This window comes from Sorangiineae bacterium MSr11367 (assembly GCA_037157805.1).
Lineage (GTDB): Bacteria > Myxococcota_A > Polyangia > Polyangiales > Polyangiaceae > Pendulispora > Pendulispora rubella.
Map to the genome: position 1 here is coordinate 11708858 of CP089983.1, position 19640 is coordinate 11728497.

The window sequence follows — 19640 nt, forward strand, 5'->3', positions numbered from 1 at the left end:
GGCAAGGACGCCTCATGCACGATGGCCTCTCCACGTGAGCTTCGCGGACGCCAGTGAATCCAAGCTGATCGAGCGACTCGTTCGCCGCGACGAGCACGCGTTCAACGAGCTGGTGCGGCTCTACGAGCGGCGGGTCTTTTCGCTGGTGCTTCGATTCATCGGCCACCATGCCGAAGCCGAAGAGCTTTCCCAGGAGGTCTTCGTGCAGGTCTTCAAGGCCATCGGGAGCTTTCGCGGCGACAGCAAACTTTCAACCTGGATTTACCGTATTGCGATTAACTTATGTAAGAATCGCACCAAGTACCTGAAGCTGCGCCAGTCCAACGAAGCGCCACCGGATGAGGGCGAAAACGTGTCGCGCGGCTCGAACACGGGTCACGTGGACCGGCCCGACGAGGCCCTGGCCGGAAAACAATTGGAGCGGATCGTTCAGCGATCCATTTTGCGGCTGGAGCCCAGTTTTCGGGAGTGCCTCATCTTGCGCGACGTCGAAGAGCTCAGCTACGAGGAGGTGGAGCAGATCACGGGCCTCGCCGCCGGCACCGTGAAGAGCCGCATCTTTCGGGCGCGTGCCATGCTCAAAGAGATGGTGGAGCGCGAGCTCGGGGAGAAAATCGGATGAGCAACGAGCACGACGACGAGTCGGAGGTGTCCGAGGCCGAGCTCGCCGAGCAAGAGCGGGCCATGGAGGCGCTGCTGGGCAAGACGGCCAAGGGCGACGCGGCTGCGGAGGATGCGGCGCGCTCCGAGGTGGTGCTACGCGGGGTGCAACGAAAGCTGCGCGAGCGCTCGCGGGGGAAATTCTATGGCGACGGATGGAGCACGTCGCCGCTGCGTACGAGCTACGGGCTCGTGGCGTTGGTCATGCTCATGATCCTCGCCGCAGCGTATTTCGCGTTGTCGCCGACGGGTCTATCGGGGTAACCGCTTTCAGCCGACCCAGCGCGCGAGGATGACGGTGATGTTGTCCGGCCCGCCATTGGCGTTTGCCCCGGCAATGAGGCGGCCCGCCGCCGTCTCGAGATCCGGCGCGGTGGAGACCATCTCGAGCATCTCGGCGTCGGTCACGGGGCCCGACAGGCCGTCGGAGCAAAGGAGGTACGTGTCGTTCGCCCGCGGCGTCTCGAACCGCGTGTCGACCTTCACGGTGTCCTTCATCCCGAGCGCGCGCACGATGACGTTCTTGTGCGGGAAGTTCGCAATCTCCTCGGGGGTGAGGCGCTTCATCTTGATGTAGTCGTTGAGCAGCGAGTGGTCCTCGGTCAGCTGCTCGATTTTGCCGTCGCGGATGCGATACCCGCGCGAGTCGCCGACGTGGGCGATGTACACGCCGTCCTCGACGGCGAACATGGTCACGATGGTGGTGCCCATGCCCCGCTTGCCTGCGTCCCGCTGGGCGGTCTCGTAGATGCGGAGGTTCGCCAGCTTGATGCCGGTGATGAGGCGGTTCTCCTCGTACCCCTTGGAGCGGTCCATCTTGTACGGCCACGTCCGCTCGGGATCTTGCGCGGTGGAGAGGAAGAACTCCCGCATCGCGTCGACGGCCATTTGGCTCGCCACCTCGCCCGACGCGTGGCCGCCCATGCCATCCGCTACAATGTAAAGGCCACTTTCCTCGATGATGGAAAAGTTGTCTTCATTGTGGTTTCGCTTCTTGCCAACGTCGGTTTTGCCGGCAAGTTCAATCCGGAGCGGTCTGGTCACGACCTCACCCACCCCTACGTTACGCGTTACCACCCGGGAAGAGTGGCAAGGCGCAGGCAGAGGTGTCAAGGTCCTCGCGCACCCTGAAGGTACGATAGGGGCCGGCTCGGTTGGGGATCACTGAAAAAATCGGGCAAATGATGGGCTTGGTGGCGTTCCGAGCCATCTTCGATGTCCGAACGACGGGTGGATCAGTTGCAGCCCATCACGACGCCCGCATCGTCGACCGGAAAGCCTCCACACGTGCGCACCGTTCGACCGCGGCAACTCTGGGTCACGCAGGCGCCGGCGTCGCCGCAGTCACCATTGGTCTTGCAGGCGTGCCGCCCCGTGCCCTGCGCGGCGCGCGCGCAGTTGGCGGTGCTCTGGCATCGGTTGCCCACCTCGCCGCTGCCGGAGAGTCCGCCGGCGAGACGCACGCAGCAAACCTGCGGTGACCCCGCGTCCGCGCAGTCGACCGCTTCGTCGCACTCGATGCGGGTACCGTTGGCGCAATTGCCACCGCCCCCGCCGTCGCGCCCCCCACCGCCATTGACGTCGTTGCACGACTGGGTGCCGCCATCGGGGCGGATGCAGCAGTACTGCGCGGGCGCGCTGCACGAGCTCGAGCCGCAGGACACGAGGCCCGGATCGGAGACGGCCTGCGCATCGGTGCCGGCATCTTGGTCGCCGCCGCCCGTGTCGGGCAGCGAGCCCGTATCGGTCTTCCCATCGGTCGATGCGTCGACGTTGGGCACCGACGAGTCGTCGTTGCTGCACGCGAGAAAGCCGGCACTCGCCGCAAGGGTGGTGATTCCCAAAGCGATCGCAAGGCGCATCGTGTTCATGGAGGGCTCCTAGTCGAAGTGTCGAAGTGAAGAGGGGCGCGGTTGGACGACGAAAGCCGTCGAGCACCCGAGAACGGGGCGGCGACGGCTTTCGAGAACGGCGCGAGTGTAGCTTGGTTTTAGCGCGAGTGCGAGATCGAGGCGGGGATCTCAGATGTCCGTGCAGCCGGCAATTCCGCCGCACGTACGAATCTTCACGCCGCCCGGACATTGCTGGTACTTGCAAGTCGAACCGGTGCACTCGGAATCGCTCTTACAAATCTGACGCTGAATGTCACCGGGCGGGCCCTGATTGGCGCACGCATTCGAGGCCACGCAGCTGGAGGTGGCCTTGCCTCCGCTGGTCTTGGCGCAACAAACCTGGTTCGCGTTGCAGTCAGCCTTCTCGTCACAATGAACGCGAGCCGCCCCCGTGCACTGATTTTCGTTGGCGTTCGGATCACAACTCTGACCACCATCCGACTGCACGCAGCAGAAATTGGCCGACGACGAACACGCCTGCCCGTTGCACTGGATGAACCCTTTGTCGGAAACAGCGCCGTCACCGCCGCCTCCCGAATCGCCTCCGCCACCGGAGTCCCCACCGCCTCCAGTTCCCGTATCTTGATTACCACCACCGCCACCGTCGGGCAGCGAACCATCCGGTCCCCCACCCGACGAAGAATCATCACCGCCGCACGCGATAAATCCGGTGCTGGCCGCAAGCAGGCAAATCCCCAAAGCTGCCGCAAGGCGCATCGTATTCATAATGGTGTCCCCTTCCCTCCCCTGTTGGATATGAAGCAAGCCTTAGCGCGACCTTGGAACTACGGGGGCGCACGAAGGACGACCGAGACTTCTCTGAACTTTTCCGACTCGAGCACAAGGAGCTTCACGGTTTCGCCCACCGAGTGCTTACTGATCCGATCGGCGAGTTTTTCAGGTGTGTCAACCGGATTACCATCTACTGCAACAATTAGGTGGGCAAGCGCCTGATCGTTATTCGTTTTCAGGCCAGCCTTGGCGGCCGGGCTTGCGGGAGCAATCTGCATTACGCGTACCCCACGCGTATTTCCCACGGAATCGGGGGCCCCGACGATGCCGAGCCATGGCGACGGTGCCACGGCGTTGAGCGGCGTCCTCACGAGAAAATTACGAATCGCCGCCACAGGCGCCGCATAAATCGATTGAAGGCATACGCTTCCGTCGACCGGTTTGCATGCACGGACGAGAATTCCCACGACGCCACCCGTACCATCGACCACGGGCGCGCCTACGATGGGACTCCCACGCAATTCGAGATCAAGGGCACCATCGAGTTGCGTTCCATCCTTGGCACGAACATCGACCTTGGCCTTCACCCGACCCGACGTCGGAGCCGCACGCCCACCTGCGAGAAAGACCTTCAACTCGCCGTTGGACGGATCGATCTCGCTGGCCGTCAGCCCATCGGTCCATCGACCCGACATGGGAATGAGCAGCGCCAGGTCCCACACGGGGTCCTTATGGCCGAGCCGCGCCCGCACCACATGCCCATCGGCATACTTCACATCGGCCAGCTCGGCGCCACGCAGCCCGCTCAGGGCCGTGAGGATCCGCCCATCGCCGCCGAGCACCGTGCCCATGCCCAACGTCCGCCCCCCTTCCTGCACTGACACGATGCCCTTCTTGGCATCGGCTGAGTCGTTCACCTTGACCGGCTTGGCCGCGGCGTCGGCAGATGGTGGCGCGGGGGTGTTCGTCGCAGGTGGTGGCGTGGGCTCCGTCCCTGGCAAGGCAGGAAGCCCCGCCGACGCGGTTCCCCCCACGGTAAGAACTGCAAGAATCCCCATAAGAACCGGCCGTTGACCGGATGTGCAAGAAGCGCGTTTCATCGCGTCGATCATGATAGCGCGTACCCGGCTACGCGCACATCGTCCGTGGAAAAGACCGCGCCGGCTCGAGCGTGCGTCCCGACGAGGCATGGCAGGAACCTCCTAAGCTCGCCACGCAACCGACGCGGGTGATAGGCCGATGGGGTCTTGTGACGACGGAGCCATGGCTCCGTCAAAAAGGCACAACAAGTCGACATCCCGGCAAACGAGCGCGCCGTCCAGAAGGGAGGCGCGGTCCCTGAACGAAGGAGCATACGGCCCGATGATCCATCCCCGACCGAAGTCTCGTATTCATGCGTCGATCTCCTTATCAAAGTACCTGTTCGCCCTGGGGGCGCTCGGTGCCTCGTCCTTTGCGATGATAATAGCGGCATGCGGAAGCGATTCCGGTGACGCGTCCCTGGACGCCAGCACCGACCGTGGTGTCATCATCCAGCCACCGGACCAAGACGACCCCATCGTCGATCCGGCAACGCTTCGCCCCATCGTCATTACGGGGGTAGATTACGCGTGCGCTATCCTCGAAGATCGCAGCGTTCGCTGCTGGGGCTCGAATGCAGACGGCCAACTTGGGAATCCTCAGATCGCTGACCTGCCCGATGGCGGATATACGTTCGATTCTCGACCTGTCGCCTTTCCTCAACGCGCCGCAATAACGGAAGTCGGCACGCTCAGTTCGGGTGGCTTGGTCTTCCCACCGTTCGGCACCGACGTGCAAACGGGGTGTGCCGTACGCTCGGATAAACACGTCCATTGCTGGGGCAGCGATGAATCCGCGGCACTGGGCCGAGGGAGCGCCAGCGAAGATGCAAATTTGTCAAAACGCCCCCACCCCGAGCCGCAACCAGTTACCGGACTACCTCCTTCCGAACAGGTCGTAACGAGTGGCTATTTCTCCTGCGCCTTGAGCACCCTTGCCGTGCGTTGTTGGGGAGGAAATGACGATGATAACAAGTGGTCGGCCAATAGCCCAAAGAAGGTTACGTCTCCCGTGGAGATCGCCCTCCCTTCGCGACGAAGTGCCAAGCAACTTGCTATCGGAACCAGTCACATTTGCGCATTACTGGATGATGCACACGTAGCATGCTGGGGCAGCAATCTAAGTGGTCAATTGGGAACCTCTGCGGCGAGCCCAAATCCGACTCCTACCGTGGTCCCCGGAATCGAGAATGTCGTCGAGCTGAAGGCTGCCAGCGGAATCACCTGCGTTCGAACGGTCGCAGGAGAAGTTCAATGTTGGGGAGCCAATGGCAACGGGAGACTTGGGCGCGGTCCGATGGACGCATCCCAGAGTAGTACACCAGCGCCCGTCGCTCTCCCTGAGGGGAGTCGAGCGCGACAGATCTCCGTGGGAGAACATCACGTATGCGCGATACTCCAGGACCGAACGGTATGGTGCTGGGGCAATAATGAGCTGGGTGGACTCGGTTCCGGTAATACCGACGGAAAAACCATGGTTCCGAGCGAGTCGAGCATCCCAATTGCGGTGCAAGGCTTGCCGACCGGTGCTCTCTATGTCTCGGTCGGTGGTGGATTCACCTGCGCAACACTCGCCGACTACAGCGTAACGTGTTGGGGATCGAATCGCTTCGGAACCTTGGGTCGGGGGACCATTGACACCAGCCCTCATCCCGAACCCGCCCGCGTCAATTTCTGACCTCGAGATGAATCTGCCGTGGGGTGACCTCGACATGTCCTTTATCAAACTCGAGCGCGTGCTTTGTTTGCCTAACTCTAAGCGGAGTAGAACGCGGGCGTCAAAACCGAAAACGACAACTCCGACGCTCCGGTGGGCTCCGCTCTGCGCGCAGACGCCCAGCGTAGGCTTCAGTAGGGTGTCGCGTCGATGATCTCGATCTGGCGCCGCGGCTTTGGTTCGGACTCGTCCTGGGACATACACGACGTCCCCTCGGGCGACTACCGGATCATCCTCCGCGGCATCGGCGATCCGTGGCCCGAGAGGTCGTCTTACGAGGACGACTTTTGGATGACATGCCGCCTGGGCGAAATCGTATTCATCGCCACCCCATACACGCTCTTTGCGCTCGATCCACGCGTCGTGCAAGAGCTGCTCGACATCCATCAGGCCGTATACCCGGCCGCCCGCCATCCGCACGCAGAAGAGCTCTTGCGACAACGACGCCATGGTGAGTACCTGCGCGCCCTCGGGCGAGACCTGGAGGACGCCGTCAAGCATCGTCTACTCCGCGTCGAAAAGCTCGAGCGTCCATGGCCGTTTTTGGATGTCGAAGAGAAGATTCCTTCGAAGCCCGACTCGCCACCCCAGGAGGAAACGGATCTCCCCAACGTCGACATCCTTCTCGACGTGCCCCGCACGAATGCGGATTTGGGGGATACCTATCTCCTGGAAAGTGCCGATGGCTCGTTCTCGAAATCCCTTGGCCGCGGCGCCGCGGTTCGCAAGGATGACGGGACGCTGCTCGTGCGCTTCAAGAACGTCCTCCCCGGGAAGGCGTATCACCTCTTTCAACTGGCCGGCAGCTTGCGCGTTCCCATCTTTCTCAACGTCCCTTTCGGTGCACTCGATAACCACGGAACCGATGCAGCCGCCCCCAAGCCGAGACTTGAGCCCGAGGCACGGACAACCGAACCCGTTCACCAGGCCGAGAATGCGTTGGTCGCGTTGAACGACATCGACCGCAACGAGGATCCCTCCTTCATCGAATCCAACCCGGAAACAGCGCTCGCATGATAACGACCCACATCAGCCGTCCGTTCGAGTTCGTCGAAGTGCTGGATGCGGCTGTTCCGACAGCCAACGAAGCCGAGTGGGGTCCGTATATGCCTCCGAGTGACCCCGCGCCTCGACGAATCACGCAAAGGAGCATTTACGTCTTCTGGCGCCGGGGAAACAAGACGGAGCTCTATGCCGAACTGGCTGCCGATGCAGGCGGCTACCTCAGTGTGCGTGGTGGAGACGTGGCTCGCATCACCGAGCGAAATCAGCGCCCACCCTTTTCGAGGCTGGGCGGGCACCAGTACACTCTTCCGCATACCGTGAACGGGAAACGCGTTCATTACGCCTTCTACGTTAGCTCACTGTTGCTCCCCATCGAGGCCATCCTCGCGTTCGAGACGAATCCACCGCCGTTTCTGGGCCACTTCATCGACGTCAATGACGATGCGAGTTTTGTTCCCGTCCGTTTGTCGAAAGACCTCGTGCGCTGGACCCTTCCAGTCATCGACATGGGATCCCTCGCAACCCGTCTTCAGAATCGATACGAAACGGCATGCAACAACTTGCTCGGCTACACGACAGAATTCAAAGAACAAAACGCGGAGCAGACGCAACGCGTCCGCGAGCGGCACGGCACACTGCTCCTTGCGCAACTCCTTCGCAACGTCATCGATCAGGACCCTGAGAACAAACTCGGACTGAAGAACGAATTCAAGAACGACGACCCGCAAGCCGTCCATCGATTCATCGACGACTACGAAAAGACCGCGAAGCAGCTCATCGACACCCGAGACCGAGCCGGTCAAGAATTATGTCATTTTATTTCGGGGCCAAGCATGCAATTCGTCGACGAGAGTTATCAGCTTTGTGAGAAGGAAGAATATCATAAGTGGCTCGAATTTCGCGCCGCAACACTGTCTCGTCTGAGCGAGTGCCCCGCCGGGCAAGCGTACATCGGGGGGTTGATTGATGCTCCGGACTTCACCTACAGCAATTACGTCCTGCGAACTTCGGCACCCTCGGACGCAATATTCGCAACTGGGCGGAAAGCGCATGCGGCAATCCTCTCCATGTGGAAAGACGCGGCGGCTGCAGTCCTCATCAAGAACTCACCGGCCAGCGTCGACAAGATCGTAAAGTCATTGCATTTGATCAGCAAGGAAGACCTCTTCGAGGTGACAAGAAAAACTGCAGAATACACTTACAGAAAGAAGAACGGGCGCCCTCGGACAGTCACGCACACTGTTACCGAGATCGTTCCAAAGATCGGCGCCGGTGATGCTCTGAAGCGCTGGGCCGAGCATGGCGACGCCACCTGGGGAATGGAACGTCTCTCGGCTGTCATCGAAATAGCGAATCTATGCCTTGCGCTGCAGGGGGTAAAAGATGCCGATGACGAGAAACTCAAGCTGTCGATATGGAACATGGTGGGAGCCTCGCTCGACACAATCAACGTATTTGCCACGCTACTAAAGCTGCTAAGCGAGAAACGTCTCAAGACAGTCGGTGCGCTGTCTGCGATCATTGATATCTATTGCGCATATGAAGAGGCGAAGCACGCGTACAGTCGTGGGGATCAAAGCGCGGCAGCGGGCCAGGGTGTTGTGGCCGTCGGGTCCGGACTTGGGGCCCTTGGCTGTCTCTGCGTCGTGTCCGGCCTGGGAGCAGGAACAACGGTGATCGGAATACCTTTGGCTGCGTTTCTCGAAGTACTTGGTGGCGTGCTCATTGGTGCGGGCTGGGTGATCAGCACGCTAACCGCCGATTCAGACATCGAGCTACTGGTAAACAATTGCCGCTTCGGCAAAAATTTCCCATCCAAGTCTTCAGATAAGTTAAATTGCTACCCTATCCCGTTCTCTGACTGGGCCGATCCCAAGAATGGCGCATCGCATCAGGCCACGGCATTAACGGCACTACTCGCACAGTTCAAAGTAAAAGCGACCGGATACACGGGAATACGTATCACTTTCGGACTTTTGCTCGACGAATCTACATTCGATATGAATTTTACGAGCATATACAACTTGAGTATCCGTCACGCGCCACAGCTTCGCGCAGACCTGAAAGACTACAGTGTCAAACAGGTAGGCAGCCCGCGGTCGATTGAAGAGAACCCCCAAGACCTCTCATTCGCAAAATTCCATGACGATGCCGGTCGTTTGATTCTGGACGTCGAGGCGACTTGGCCGAAGGCGAAGCGCCCTTCGCAGGCATTTCAACATCAACACTGCAGCGTGGATCTACTCCTCCGGCTCGACAAGTCATCGACAGTGCCGTTCGGACAGAAGCCGCTCTCGTATATCGTCCATCGGCTGGAGCGTGGAATCAGCGGAGAAGCGTCGAGCAGCGATTGACTAGACATTGGTAAGATGACATGGCCGATTCGAGCAAGCATCGCGATCCAGGGGCGAAACCACTTAGCGGAGTGGATGGTCTTCAGGAGTTCTGGACGCCAGGTGAGTTCCGGATGGTGATCCAAGAGTCGCGTTGGGGGAACGTCTCTTGGGGTTTCACACTCTTCGTGATCGGTGAAGCCTTCGGTTACACGATCGGACTTCATCTGGCGGGTACGTCTGGTTCCCCGTCGCCCACCGCGCATGCGTTGATCTTCGTACTATCCGCAACATTCGCACTCCTCGCCGTGTTACTCGGACTGGTCGCGCGCGTCCAGGTCATGACGGTTACCTCGCGCGAGATCCGCTCGACGTGGGGGCGCTGGACGAGGACTATGAAGCTCTCCGACGTACAAGAGGTCCGCGTTCACCGAATAAGCGGCAAAGGAGCGCCTTCGTATGAAGTGCTGATCATCGGCCGCGATTTACGCCCATTGCGTCTCCTCGATCGCCGCGGTGAGGAAGGTCTTGCTAGTGCGACTGCGGTCCGGGATCGGCTGCTGTTTGCTATCGCCCACTTCACCGTCCACGCTCTCGACGAGGGGCCGTATCGGGGTAGCGGCCTCACCTAATCCTGTTCGTTGCGAATTTTCGACTCCGCTCGTCGCTACCCTCCGGGGCACATCGTGAACCAACGGATCTGGTAGGTCCTCGATGAAGGGCATCGCGTTGGTAAATGCACTTGCGTTCGAGCATGGCTCGCTGGAATCACCTACGTGATCCTCCGAAAGGATGCCGACCTGTTCGTCGACGCAGTGCTCCAATCGGGACGGCGAGACGTGCGGGGCGATGCCTGAACAAATGGTGAGACGGTAGCTGGCTAAGAAGACTCCCGGCCTTTAGCGGAGAGGTTCGATGGCCTTCAATTGGACAAGGCCTCTTTGAAAATTTGAAGCAACCTCGCCCATGGATGCGGCCGAACTGTGTTGTGCATTGGGATCGCAGGCGATGCGCCTTCCTCAGGGGCTCCAGCGAAATAGACGAGATTGACGCGTTGCAGCCTGTCCTGGGACAGGCTGTTGCTGTCCGGGACAGCTAGAGAGCATATCGATTTAGCATCCTACTGCGAGGAATCCAATTGGCATCGCAAGTGCAATATGGGGTGATATGAAAGACGCAAATACATCCGTGGACGAAGTCATTGACCTCGATGATGAAGACGAGGCTTTGCACATGGCGGCCAATCTTCGTGCGTTGCTGGGGCGAGTTCGGTCTGGGTCGGAGACGTTCGTGGGCTTCGAAATTCCATTGGCCGAGATGTGGCGGTCAAAAGGCTGACCAAACGTCCAGGAACGTCGTTCGTGCCTGGAACTCCGACTATCGTACTTGCCATTAGGTGAGCACCGAAATGGCCTCACGTACGACCATTTCAATCGACGGCGGTCGGTCGGCCCATCGCTCTTCGAGGATCGCTAGGACGCGACGCACCTGGGGCTCTTTGAAGCCCATGGTCGTCAGTGCCCGGAGGGCCACCTCGTGCTCCTGATCGAGCGAGGGGTTCATGCCGTGCAACTGGCCGCGCTGGCGCGGGATCGTCTTCGCTTAGTCCGAGTCGGCGAACGCAATAGTCGAATAGGGAAGAGCTCGCGGATTGTAGATCAAGTCGGCGCTCCTCGACCTCGGCAAGGTAGGCCAACAGGCGTGCGAGGAGAGTGCGGCCTTGGCCGACGAGTGCCCGGACGCTTGAGAGCAACTCGTCGTTCGAGAGATCGGAGAGCTTCATGAATCGTATTTATCATCGTGATTTTCGCCCTCTGGGCTGACGCGCTATCGCCCGATCGCGGGTCTGGAGAAGGCAAGGGACCGTCGACAGCGCGAACGCGTCGCGGTGTGCTTGGGAGCAAGATTGCGCCCCGGTAATTGTGGCGGGTGGGACTCGCGCCGACGGCAATTCGACGAACCATGTCAAGGCAAATCAATGCAAAATACCTCTCATGAGAGAAGCCCTGTCGGTATCGGCACCTCCGTCGACGAATATGGCTCACGCGCACCGGCACCTCCACGACGCAGCTCGCGCTCGCGCAGCATGGATCGACGGCATGGCAGCTTTCTCGGCGATCCCGTAGACGGGTGCGCGTCGCACACCGACCAGACCGTCGCGGCACACCGTCGATGCCACGCGCCACGTTCACGCGACGAGCCCGAACGACGCGTGCTGAGCATGCGTTGCGGCCCGCAACCTGCTAATTAACCTTGGATGCGCGGGGGACTCTCAGGAATGCTCGTCGTCGCTTCGGTGACGCTTTGCACGAGTTCGCTGATGGCGGGCGCGCCGAACGAGCCTCGCGCACGGCGCGATGTGGGCGAGCCCGTGCTCTTGATCCATGGATGGGCCGCTTCGGCGGCGGATATGGCGACGATGCGGGATGCGATCGCGGCGGAAGGATATGTCACGTATGTGGCGACTTTGCCGGGTTCGAACAATGTCGAGAATGGCAAGGTCATTGCCGGGCTGGTCGAAAAGGCGCTTTCGGAAACACACGCGGAGATGGTGCACTTGGTCGGGCACAGCATGGGCGGACTCGCGATGCGCTACTACGTGAAGCGGCTGGGTGGTGAGGAGCGGGTGCGGTCGTACGTAGCGTTTGGAACACCGCAATATGGCTTTCCGTTTGCTTGCTACCTCGATGAGAATCAAGGCGGGCAAATGTGTCCGTCGAGTTCGTTCCTGGGAGACCTCAATGCGGGGGACGATACTCCGGGGGACGTGGCGTATTTCGCATTTCGCAGTACCGAGGATACGCCGAACATCACGCGGCTCGATGGTGGCGCGTGCTTTCACGAAATTCCGGGCGTGAAGCATTTCGACGAGCCGAAGTCCCCGGCCTTTGCCCAGGCGGTGCTCGCGGCCATTCGCGGCAGTTGTCCGGGAAGTTACGTCAATCTTCCGATTGAATAGCGGGCCACGCTAACGATTTTCCAATCGCCAGACGAAGCGAAGGCCCGACCAGATTTCGTCGATGGCGCACACTTTGTTGTCGACCAGCCCGAGGGGAAGGCCGACTTCGCGGGCGACGTTTTCCGTCATGTCGGTGGCCATTTTCGAGGCTTTCTTGGGCCAGGCAACCCATAGGCTGCCGGCGCGTTGAATGCGTTTGGCCGATTTCGCGAACGACTTCTCCAATTCGGTGCGCGTGCGGACGAAGAGAAGGACGATGTCGGCCGAGGGCGACAATGGGAGCGACTCCAAGAATGTGACGCCCGGCGGTACGTCGCCCAATGTTTTCCGGAAGTCCGGCGGGGCGCCCAACAAGACGACGCTGTGGCCTTCCTTGATGCCGAGCTTCTTCGACAAAGGGGTGCCGGAATATCCAACCATGGAATCACCCATACGGGCCTTGGCCGTATCCTGGATAGTGATGGCGCGCGTAAATGCTCGTGGCGGTGCCGCGACCGGAGAGGCGGACGTAGACAATGGCCAGGGCGACGGAACACACGGGGGCGGCGACGAAGTAGCCGATGCAACAGAGCATGCTGCCAAAGAAGAGAAGCGTCGCGGAGACCAGGCCCAGGAGAAAGATATCGCCCTTGTGGCCGGTGGTGGCTTTCCAACTCTCGCGCATCGCGGCGATCGGGCCCATTTCGGCGTCGACCAGGTAGAATGGAGCGACGGCCAAGCCCAGCGAAAGGATGACGCCGGGGACGATCAGCAGAGCAAACCCCAAGAGCATGGCGAGGGCCGTCACCAGGCGCATGCCGAGGAACGCGAAGAAGCGGTTGCCACCACCGAACAAGGTGGCGAAATTCGCCGTTTGCCCGCGGGCGACGGAGAGCCAGAGGCGAACGAGGCCCACCTCGAAAAAGGTGCTCACCACGAGGGAGACGGCGTTGGAGGCACCCCACACGACCCAATAGGACGCGGACCTCGGGACGATCACGCGGGCCGCCAAAAGGACCGCCGGTGCCAGGGTGGGCACCATCGCGATCATGGCCACCAGAAAATGCGCGCCGGCCAGCGCGAGCCATTCGCGCTTGAATCCTTCCCATGCGAGCTGGATCGTTTCACCGACCGCCCAGGGCTGCGGATGCTGCGGAACGATGGGGCCACCACCATCGTGCAAGGAAACGGTTTGCGGAGCCTGGTAAGGATTGTAATTCACCTAGGCATCCTCCCGAACTCGACCCTCATGACTTCCATCGTCACACGTTTTGCTCCCTCGCCAACGGGCGATCTGCATCTCGGTGGAGCGTACGTTGCCCTCGCGTCGTGGTGGCTCGCGCGCCGTGCACCCGCGGGGCGCTACCTCCTTCGCATGGAAGACATCGATGCTCCGCGCGTGGTGGCGGGATCCTCGGAGCGGATCGTCACCGACCTAGGATGGCTCGGGCTCGCTTGGGACGAGGGGATGGTGGCCCAGTCGGAGCGGCTCCACCTTTATGCAGCGGCCATCGATGCGCTGACCGCGCGCGGGCTCGTCTACCCGTGCGACTGCTCGCGCGCCGACATCGCGCGGGTGGCGAGCGCACCGCACGCGGGCGAGGAAACGGTCTACCCGGGACTCTGCCGCGATCGCGATCCGGGCCGCGCCATGAAGCGAGCGCCTGCGCTTCGCGTGCGCGTGCCCGACGAGGAAATCTCCTTCGACGACGGCGTCGCGGGACGATTCGTGCAGAACTGCGCGCGAGATGTCGGGGACTTCGTGCTCCGCCGTGGCGACGGGGTCTACGCGTACCAGCTCGTCGTGGTCGTCGACGATCTGGACATGGGCGTGACCGACGTCGTGCGCGGCGCCGATCTGCTCGCGTCCACGCCGCGGCAAATCTTTCTCGCGCGCATGCTCGGCGCCGAGGCGCCCCGCTACCACCATGTCCCGCTGGTCGTGGACGCCCACGGCGAGCGCCTGGCCAAGCGCACCCCGGGCGCGCACGTGCGCGCGCTGCAGGAGGCGGGCATCCCGCCGGAGGAGATCCTCGGTGAGCTCGCGTACGCGCTCGGCATCACGCCGTCCAACGCGCCGTGCAGCCTGGGCGATCTCCTCGCCTCGACGGCGCCGCAGCTCGCACCGCACCCCCTTCGCATTCCGCCGCGCTGGATCCCTTAGGTGTGCAGCGAGAGCCACACCCCCACCGCGATCCCGGTGGCAATGGCCAGAACCCACACGAGAATCCAGCTCGCCGCAAGCCCAGACCGCACGTCCACCGCCGGCCCACGCGGCACGGAGGGCGCACTCGCACGCCCCGCCTGCGGCGGAATCGACGGAAGCGGCACCGTATGGCTGCGAGGCAGACGCGGCGAGACAGCATCCACATCGTCCGGGGCGCGCAGCGCATGCTCGAGGGCGCGCGCGAGGTCCGAGGCATTCGCGTAACGCTCGTCGGGCGACTTGAGCAGCGCGGAATGAATCACCGCGTGAAGCGCCGGCCCGACGTCCCGCGCGAGCGGTGGAAGATCCGCGGTCATGTGCGCGGTGAGCACATTGAGCGGACTCGCTCCGTGGAACGGGACCTTGCCCGACAAAAGCTCGTACAGGATGATCCCCACCGCGTACACGTCGCATCGCGCATCCAGCTCGTCACCGCGCGCCTGCTCCGGGGCCATGTACTCCGGCGTGCCGAACACCATGTTGTGCGTCGTCAAATCCGTGGTGCCCGTGCCGCCGGCGCCGGTGACGATCTTGGCCATCCCGAAGTCGACCACGACGACGTGCTCGCCCCCGCGCAGAAGCACGTTCGCAGGCTTCAAGTCGCGATGAATGATCCCCTGCCCGTGCGCGTCGACCAAGGCCGAGCAAATCTGCAGCACGATATCGATCGCGCGCTCGATGGGCAAGGGCCCCGAGCTGGCCACGAGCTTCTCCAGCGACGGCCCGTCGACCTTGGGAATGGCCATGTAGAGCATGCCGTCCGATGTCCGCGGATCGGTGAGCTCCCCCGACTCGAGAATCGGGCAAAGGTGCTTGCCTTTGAGGCGCTGCAAAATGGCCACTTCGCGGACGAAGCGCCCGCGGAGCTGCGAATTGCCCATCAAGTGGCGATGAATCACCTTGAGCGCCACGCGCTCGTCCCCTCCGCTTCGTGCATCGCCGAGCCGGCGCACGTCGTAGACCACACCGCTCGCGCCTTCGCCGAGCACGCCGCACACTTCGTACTTGCCGTCCAGCACGAGCCCCACGTCGAGCAGCGTGACGCCGTCCACGGCCCGACCTAGCGATCCCGCGCCCCGGCGCCGCGCGCGGCCGGCGCCGACGCCGAGGGAGCCGCCGACGCGGATCCCGAGGGCGGCGGTGGAGGCGGCGACGGCGGAGGGCAAGCATTGCGAACCTTGGGCGAAACGAAGGCAGGATCCCACTTGATGGTGGGCTCGTTGATGCGAAACGCCGCGCACGCACCGGCCGCCGCGGCCGGCGCATCCAGCGCGACGTACGCATCGAGCAGCGCGCGATGCACCGATCCGAGCTGCACCTTGGTCAGCTCACCGCTACCCAAAATGCGATTGCCCCGCGCCACCACCTCGACGTAACGCCCCGCGCGCAGATCGGCCAAAAGCAGGGGGATTTCCGCATCCGCATGGCGCTGCGCATCCAGCGCGCGGCCCTCCGCACTGCGGCCTTGCTCGAGCCCCGAGTGCGACTCACGCTTTCCCTCTTCGGTCAGCGTCAAATCGAGAATCGGGACCAGCACCACCTCGCCGCGCTTCAAGGGCACCGCGCCCGTCGACGAGGCCTTGCGCCCGTTGTACGCCTCCAGCTCCCACGCGCGGTTCGCGTCGCCGATGTAGCGGTGCGCGAGCTGGTCCATGCGATCGCCGTCCGCCGCGATGACCGTCAGCACGTAGGGGATCTGAATCTCCTGCCCATCGACCGGCGGAATCCACGCCACGCCATGGTTGATCCGCGCCAGCACGTCCGCGCGCTTGCCATCGCCGAGCCACTCCAGGGCCAGCGTGATCCACGTCTCGTTCGAGCTCACCCGATGGAAACCGGGCGCGGGGATCTCCAGGCGCATCCCGGGAACGGGCGCGCTCCCGCCCTGCACGTCGAGAAAGTTTGCGCCCGCAAGCACCGTCTCCATCTTCGCGTTGCCGTACACGCGCTGGGCGATGGCCGCGAGCGTCTCCCCCGGCCGAACCACGTGCGAGAACGCGTGCGCCGTCGCCGGCGACGCCATCCCCACGACGAATGCGGCGGCCGCCAGGCTCCTCACGGCCCTGCGTCCTTCGCGCCGCCCCCGGACAGCCCACTCAAATCCATGGTCGCATCCAACAGGGCCGTTTCACCCGATGCAATGGTCACGGCTCGCTTTTGCATCGGTGCACTCGGATGCATCAAGGTGACATAATGCGTACCGGGCGAAAGGGGAATCGGCCGCGCAAACGGCGTGGTGTCGATGCGTTGACCATCGACGAATACTTCCGCCCACGGTGTGACCACCACGCGGAGCTGCCCCATATTCTCGGGGAAAAGCTCCAGCGGGCGATCGCCCGATTCGTTGTCGTGCACCCCGCGCCGTGAGAACTGCAGCGCGCCTCCCCCGACGGCAATGAGCAAACCGATCACCGCGAACCCGATGAACGCGCGCCGCAGCGGCGGGCGTCGCTCTTCGAGCACCTGCGCCAGGGTGATGTCGTCGGCCTCGTGCTCCTTGAGCAGCCGCACCTTCACCAGCGCGCTGGTCACCAGCTTGTTGCGCGGGCCACGAACCCGCGCGCGCACGAAGTCGTCCAGCGAATCCAGCACGGCGTGCGCGGTCGCATAGCGATCCGCCGGCAGCTTCTCCAGCGAGCGCATGACCACCGACTCGAGGGCGCGCGGCACGTCGGGCGCCCGCACCCGCAGCGGCACCGCCGGATCGCGCCGCAGCCGCGCCGCGCCCGCACGCCGATCCGCGTCGCCGCGCTCGAACGGGCGCGTGCCGGTGAGCATCTCGTAGAGCACCACGCCCAGGGAAAACACGTCGCTGCGCGCATCGACGAACTCGCCCAGCACCTGCTCCGGCGACATGTACGCGGGCGTCCCGAAGGCCTCGTTCTCGTCCGGCCGCGAAGGCGAAAGCCCGCCCATGCGCGCGAGCGGCTCGTCGGCCGTGGGAAGGCGTTCGCGCTGTGCGATGCCGAAGTCCACGATTTTGACGTCGCCGCGCTTCGACAGGAGCACGTTCGACGGCTTGATGTCGCGGTGCACGATGCCGCGCTCGTGCGCATGCGCGAGCCCGCGCGCGATCTCCGCGCCGATGTGCGCCACCGTCTCCAGCGCCACCCGGCCCTTTCCTGCGCGCGAAATGAGCTCGGCCAGGCTGAAGCCCTCGATGTACTCCAGCACCAGGTACATCTTTTCCGAGGTCTTCACGAAGTCGTGGCAGAGCACGATGTTCGGATGACCGAGCTCGCCGAGCAGCCGCGCCTCCCGTTCGAGGTGCGCGGCGAATGGCGACGCCGGCGAGATCGTCGGCTTGAGCGCCTTGATGGCCACGGTGCGATCGAGCGAGGGCTGTGCCGCCTTGTAGACGGTCGACACGGCCCCGACGCCCAATTCTTCGAGCACGCGGTAGCTCCCGAACAGCGGGAAATCTTGTCCGCGCTCACCGCTGGACATGCACGCTCCTCACGTCAACGCTGAAGCAGCGGAATGCCGGTCATCGGTCCAGGTTGCGCCACGCCGAGCAACCCGAGCATGGTCGGCGCCACGTCGCAGATGCGCCCGCCCTCGCGGATGCGCGCCGTGCGATCGGCGTCGTTCACGTAGAGCAACGGCACGGGGTTGAGCGTGTGCGCCGTGTGCGGCTCGCCCGAGGCGGGATCTTTCATGAGCTCGCAGTTGCCATGGTCCGCGGTGATGATCACCGCACCTCCGCGCGCCCGGGCCGCATCGACGATGCGACCGATGCCCGCGTCCACCGTTTCCACGGCGGTGATCGCCGCACCGAGAAAGCCGGTGTGGCCGACCATGTCCGGGTTGGCGAAGTTCACCAGGATGAAGTCGAACTTCTCGCTCGCGATGGCTTCCTCGACGGCCTCGGCGACGGCGCGCGCGCTCATCTCGGGCTTGTGATCGTACGTCGGCACGTCCTTGGGCGACGGGATCATTTTGCGCTCCTCGCCCGGGAAGACTTCCTCGCGCCCGCCGTTGAAGAAGTACGTCACGTGCGCGTACTTCTCCGTCTCCGCACAACGGAACTGCGTGAGCCCCGCGCGTGCGATGACCTCGGGGAAAATTTCGGGGTACGTCTCTTTGGGGAACGCGATGGGCAGCCCGAGCTTCGAGTCGTACGTGGTCATGCACGCGTACTCGGTGAAGGGCACATCGCCGCCGCGGTCGAACGAGTCGAAGTCCTTCATCGCCAGCGCACGCGTGAGCTCGCGGGCGCGGTCGGGTCGGAAATTGAAGTGCAGCCCCACGTCGCCCGGACGCACGCCCGCGTAGTCGCCCACGACGATCGGCTCGACGAATTCGTCGGTCTTCTTCACCGCATACGACGCGGAAACGCCTTCCAGCGCCGTCGCAAAACGCGGAGCGGAAGCGGAAACGATCGCGCGGTAGGCGCGTTCCACACGCTCCCATCGGTTGTCGCGATCCATCGCCCAGTAGCGTCCCGCCACCGTGCCGACGATGCCCGCGTTCGTCTCCTTCAACTTGGCCTCGACTTGCGACAGGTAGCCCGGCGCCGTTCCCGGTTGGACATCACGCCCGTCGAGGAAGGCGTGGACGACCACACTGACGCCACTCGCAGCGGCCATATCGATGAGCGCCTTGAGATGTTCGAGCGAACTGTGTACTCCACCATCGGATACGAGTCCGAAGAGATGCAGGCGACCCTTTTGCGCCCGAGCGCGTTCGAGAATGTGGGAAATCACCGAATTGGACGCGAGCGTCTTCTCGTAGACGGCTTTGTCGATGCGCGAGATGTCCATCATCGCGATGCGGCCCGCGCCGAAGTTGAGGTGGCCCACCTCGCTGTTGCCCATCTGCCCGGGCGGAAGCCCAACGTCGGGTCCGCTCGTGCCGATGAGGCCATGGGGGTAGTCGCGGTTCAGGGCGTCGAGCACAGGCGTCTTGGCCAGCCGCACGGCGTTGTCCTCACGCTCGGCGCGCTCACCGAAGCCGTCGAGAATGACAAGCACGAGCGGACGCGGACGCTTCGCGGAAACGGACGAAATCTCGGTGGACGGTGATACGCTTTTCGATGGGTTGGTCATGGCGATGGTAAAAAAAGGGATGAGGGGGAG

At 62.9% G+C, this 19640-nt stretch carries 18 protein-coding genes; 7 read left to right on the forward strand and 11 right to left on the reverse strand.

All coding sequences use genetic code 11. The features are described 5' to 3' along the window. The first annotated feature begins 34 nt into the window (after positions 1-34). Both LVJ94_45515 and LVJ94_45520 read left to right on the forward strand, forming a co-directional pair. Positions 35-622 carry a sigma-70 family RNA polymerase sigma factor gene (locus LVJ94_45515; protein ID WXB04154.1) on the forward strand — a complete coding sequence of 196 codons (588 nt, stop codon included), beginning with the start codon at positions 35-37 and terminating at the stop codon, positions 620-622. Further along, positions 619-924, forward strand: coding sequence for a hypothetical protein (locus LVJ94_45520; GenBank protein ID WXB04155.1), 306 nt, complete (start codon positions 619-621; stop codon positions 922-924). The genes LVJ94_45515 and LVJ94_45520 overlap by 4 nt, the downstream gene beginning before the upstream one ends. Positions 925-930: 6 nt before the next feature. On the opposite strand, the gene LVJ94_45525 is transcribed toward LVJ94_45520, so the two are convergent. From LVJ94_45525 to LVJ94_45540, 4 genes are all read right to left on the reverse strand, one after another. Continuing rightward, positions 931-1704 (reverse strand): Stp1/IreP family PP2C-type Ser/Thr phosphatase, encoded by a 774-nt coding sequence (locus LVJ94_45525; GenBank protein WXB04156.1) that lies wholly within the window; start codon positions 1702-1704, stop codon positions 931-933. A 191-nt stretch (positions 1705-1895) separates the two neighbouring features. Continuing rightward, positions 1896-2531 (reverse strand): hypothetical protein, encoded by a 636-nt coding sequence (locus LVJ94_45530; GenBank protein ID WXB04157.1) that lies wholly within the window; start codon positions 2529-2531, stop codon positions 1896-1898. 150 nt (positions 2532-2681) lie between these two features. Next, positions 2682-3278, reverse strand: a complete 597-nt coding sequence (locus tag LVJ94_45535; GenBank protein ID WXB10841.1) for a hypothetical protein — start codon at positions 3276-3278, stop codon at positions 2682-2684. 59 nt (positions 3279-3337) lie between these two features. Further along, the gene (locus LVJ94_45540) at positions 3338-4342 is read right to left on the reverse strand and encodes a PDZ domain-containing protein (protein ID WXB04158.1); all 1005 of its coding nucleotides are present in this window, start codon (positions 4340-4342) and stop codon (positions 3338-3340) included. Positions 4343-6230: 1888 nt separating this feature from the next. Here LVJ94_45540 and LVJ94_45545 point away from each other — a divergent pair. The 3 genes from LVJ94_45545 to LVJ94_45555 are packed head-to-tail and all read left to right on the forward strand — an operon-like array spanning position 6231 to position 10050. Further along, positions 6231-7097 (forward strand): hypothetical protein, encoded by an 867-nt coding sequence (locus LVJ94_45545; GenBank protein WXB04159.1) that lies wholly within the window; start codon positions 6231-6233, stop codon positions 7095-7097. Continuing rightward, complete coding sequence (locus tag LVJ94_45550) at positions 7094-9439, forward strand: hypothetical protein (GenBank protein WXB04160.1); 2346 nt, start codon at positions 7094-7096, stop codon at positions 9437-9439. Before LVJ94_45545 ends, LVJ94_45550 begins: the two co-directional genes overlap by 4 nt. A gap of 20 nt (positions 9440-9459) precedes the next feature. Beyond that, a complete protein-coding gene (locus LVJ94_45555) occupies positions 9460-10050 on the forward strand; it encodes a hypothetical protein (protein ID WXB04161.1) in 591 nt (196 codons plus the stop codon). Between the two features lie 760 nt (positions 10051-10810). Here LVJ94_45555 and LVJ94_45560 read toward each other — a convergent pair. Beyond that, positions 10811-10981, reverse strand: coding sequence for a hypothetical protein (locus tag LVJ94_45560; GenBank protein ID WXB04162.1), 171 nt, complete (start codon positions 10979-10981; stop codon positions 10811-10813). Between the two features lie 715 nt (positions 10982-11696). Between LVJ94_45560 and LVJ94_45565 the strand changes: the two genes are divergently transcribed. Beyond that, positions 11697-12377 (forward strand): alpha/beta fold hydrolase, encoded by a 681-nt coding sequence (locus LVJ94_45565; protein ID WXB04163.1) that lies wholly within the window; start codon positions 11697-11699, stop codon positions 12375-12377. A 9-nt stretch (positions 12378-12386) separates the two neighbouring features. Here the strand turns inward: LVJ94_45565 and LVJ94_45570 are convergent, their stop codons facing one another. Together LVJ94_45570 and LVJ94_45575 are read right to left on the reverse strand one after the other, a co-directional pair. Next, positions 12387-12797, reverse strand: a complete 411-nt coding sequence (locus LVJ94_45570) for a hypothetical protein (protein ID WXB04164.1) — start codon at positions 12795-12797, stop codon at positions 12387-12389. Positions 12798-12801: 4 nt separating this feature from the next. Then, positions 12802-13578 (reverse strand): hypothetical protein, encoded by a 777-nt coding sequence (locus LVJ94_45575; GenBank protein WXB04165.1) that lies wholly within the window; start codon positions 13576-13578, stop codon positions 12802-12804. Positions 13579-13605: 27 nt separating this feature from the next. Here LVJ94_45575 and gluQRS point away from each other — a divergent pair, with 27 nt between their 5' ends. Continuing rightward, entirely contained in the window at positions 13606-14520 is a 915-nt protein-coding gene (gene gluQRS / locus LVJ94_45580; protein ID WXB04166.1) for a tRNA glutamyl-Q(34) synthetase GluQRS, read from the forward strand. Here gluQRS and LVJ94_45585 read toward each other — a convergent pair. Genes LVJ94_45585 through gpmI form a run of 4 tightly spaced genes read right to left on the reverse strand, consistent with a single transcriptional unit; the run spans position 14517 to position 19610 of the window. Beyond that, on the reverse strand, positions 14517-15728 hold the full coding sequence (locus LVJ94_45585; GenBank protein WXB04167.1) for a serine/threonine protein kinase: 1212 nt from the start codon (positions 15726-15728) through the stop codon (positions 14517-14519). The two genes, gluQRS and LVJ94_45585, sit on opposite strands and share 4 nt — an antisense overlap. Then, positions 15623-16621: a LysM peptidoglycan-binding domain-containing protein gene (locus LVJ94_45590; GenBank protein WXB04168.1), complete on the reverse strand. Its 999-nt coding sequence runs from the start codon at positions 16619-16621 to the stop codon at positions 15623-15625. The genes LVJ94_45585 and LVJ94_45590 overlap by 106 nt, the downstream gene beginning before the upstream one ends. Continuing rightward, on the reverse strand, positions 16618-18009 hold the full coding sequence (locus LVJ94_45595) for a serine/threonine protein kinase (protein ID WXB04169.1): 1392 nt from the start codon (positions 18007-18009) through the stop codon (positions 16618-16620). Before LVJ94_45595 ends, LVJ94_45590 begins: the two co-directional genes overlap by 4 nt. A gap of 14 nt (positions 18010-18023) precedes the next feature. Beyond that, complete coding sequence (gpmI, locus tag LVJ94_45600) at positions 18024-19610, reverse strand: 2,3-bisphosphoglycerate-independent phosphoglycerate mutase (protein ID WXB04170.1); 1587 nt, start codon at positions 19608-19610, stop codon at positions 18024-18026. Positions 19611-19640 lie beyond the last annotated feature (30 nt).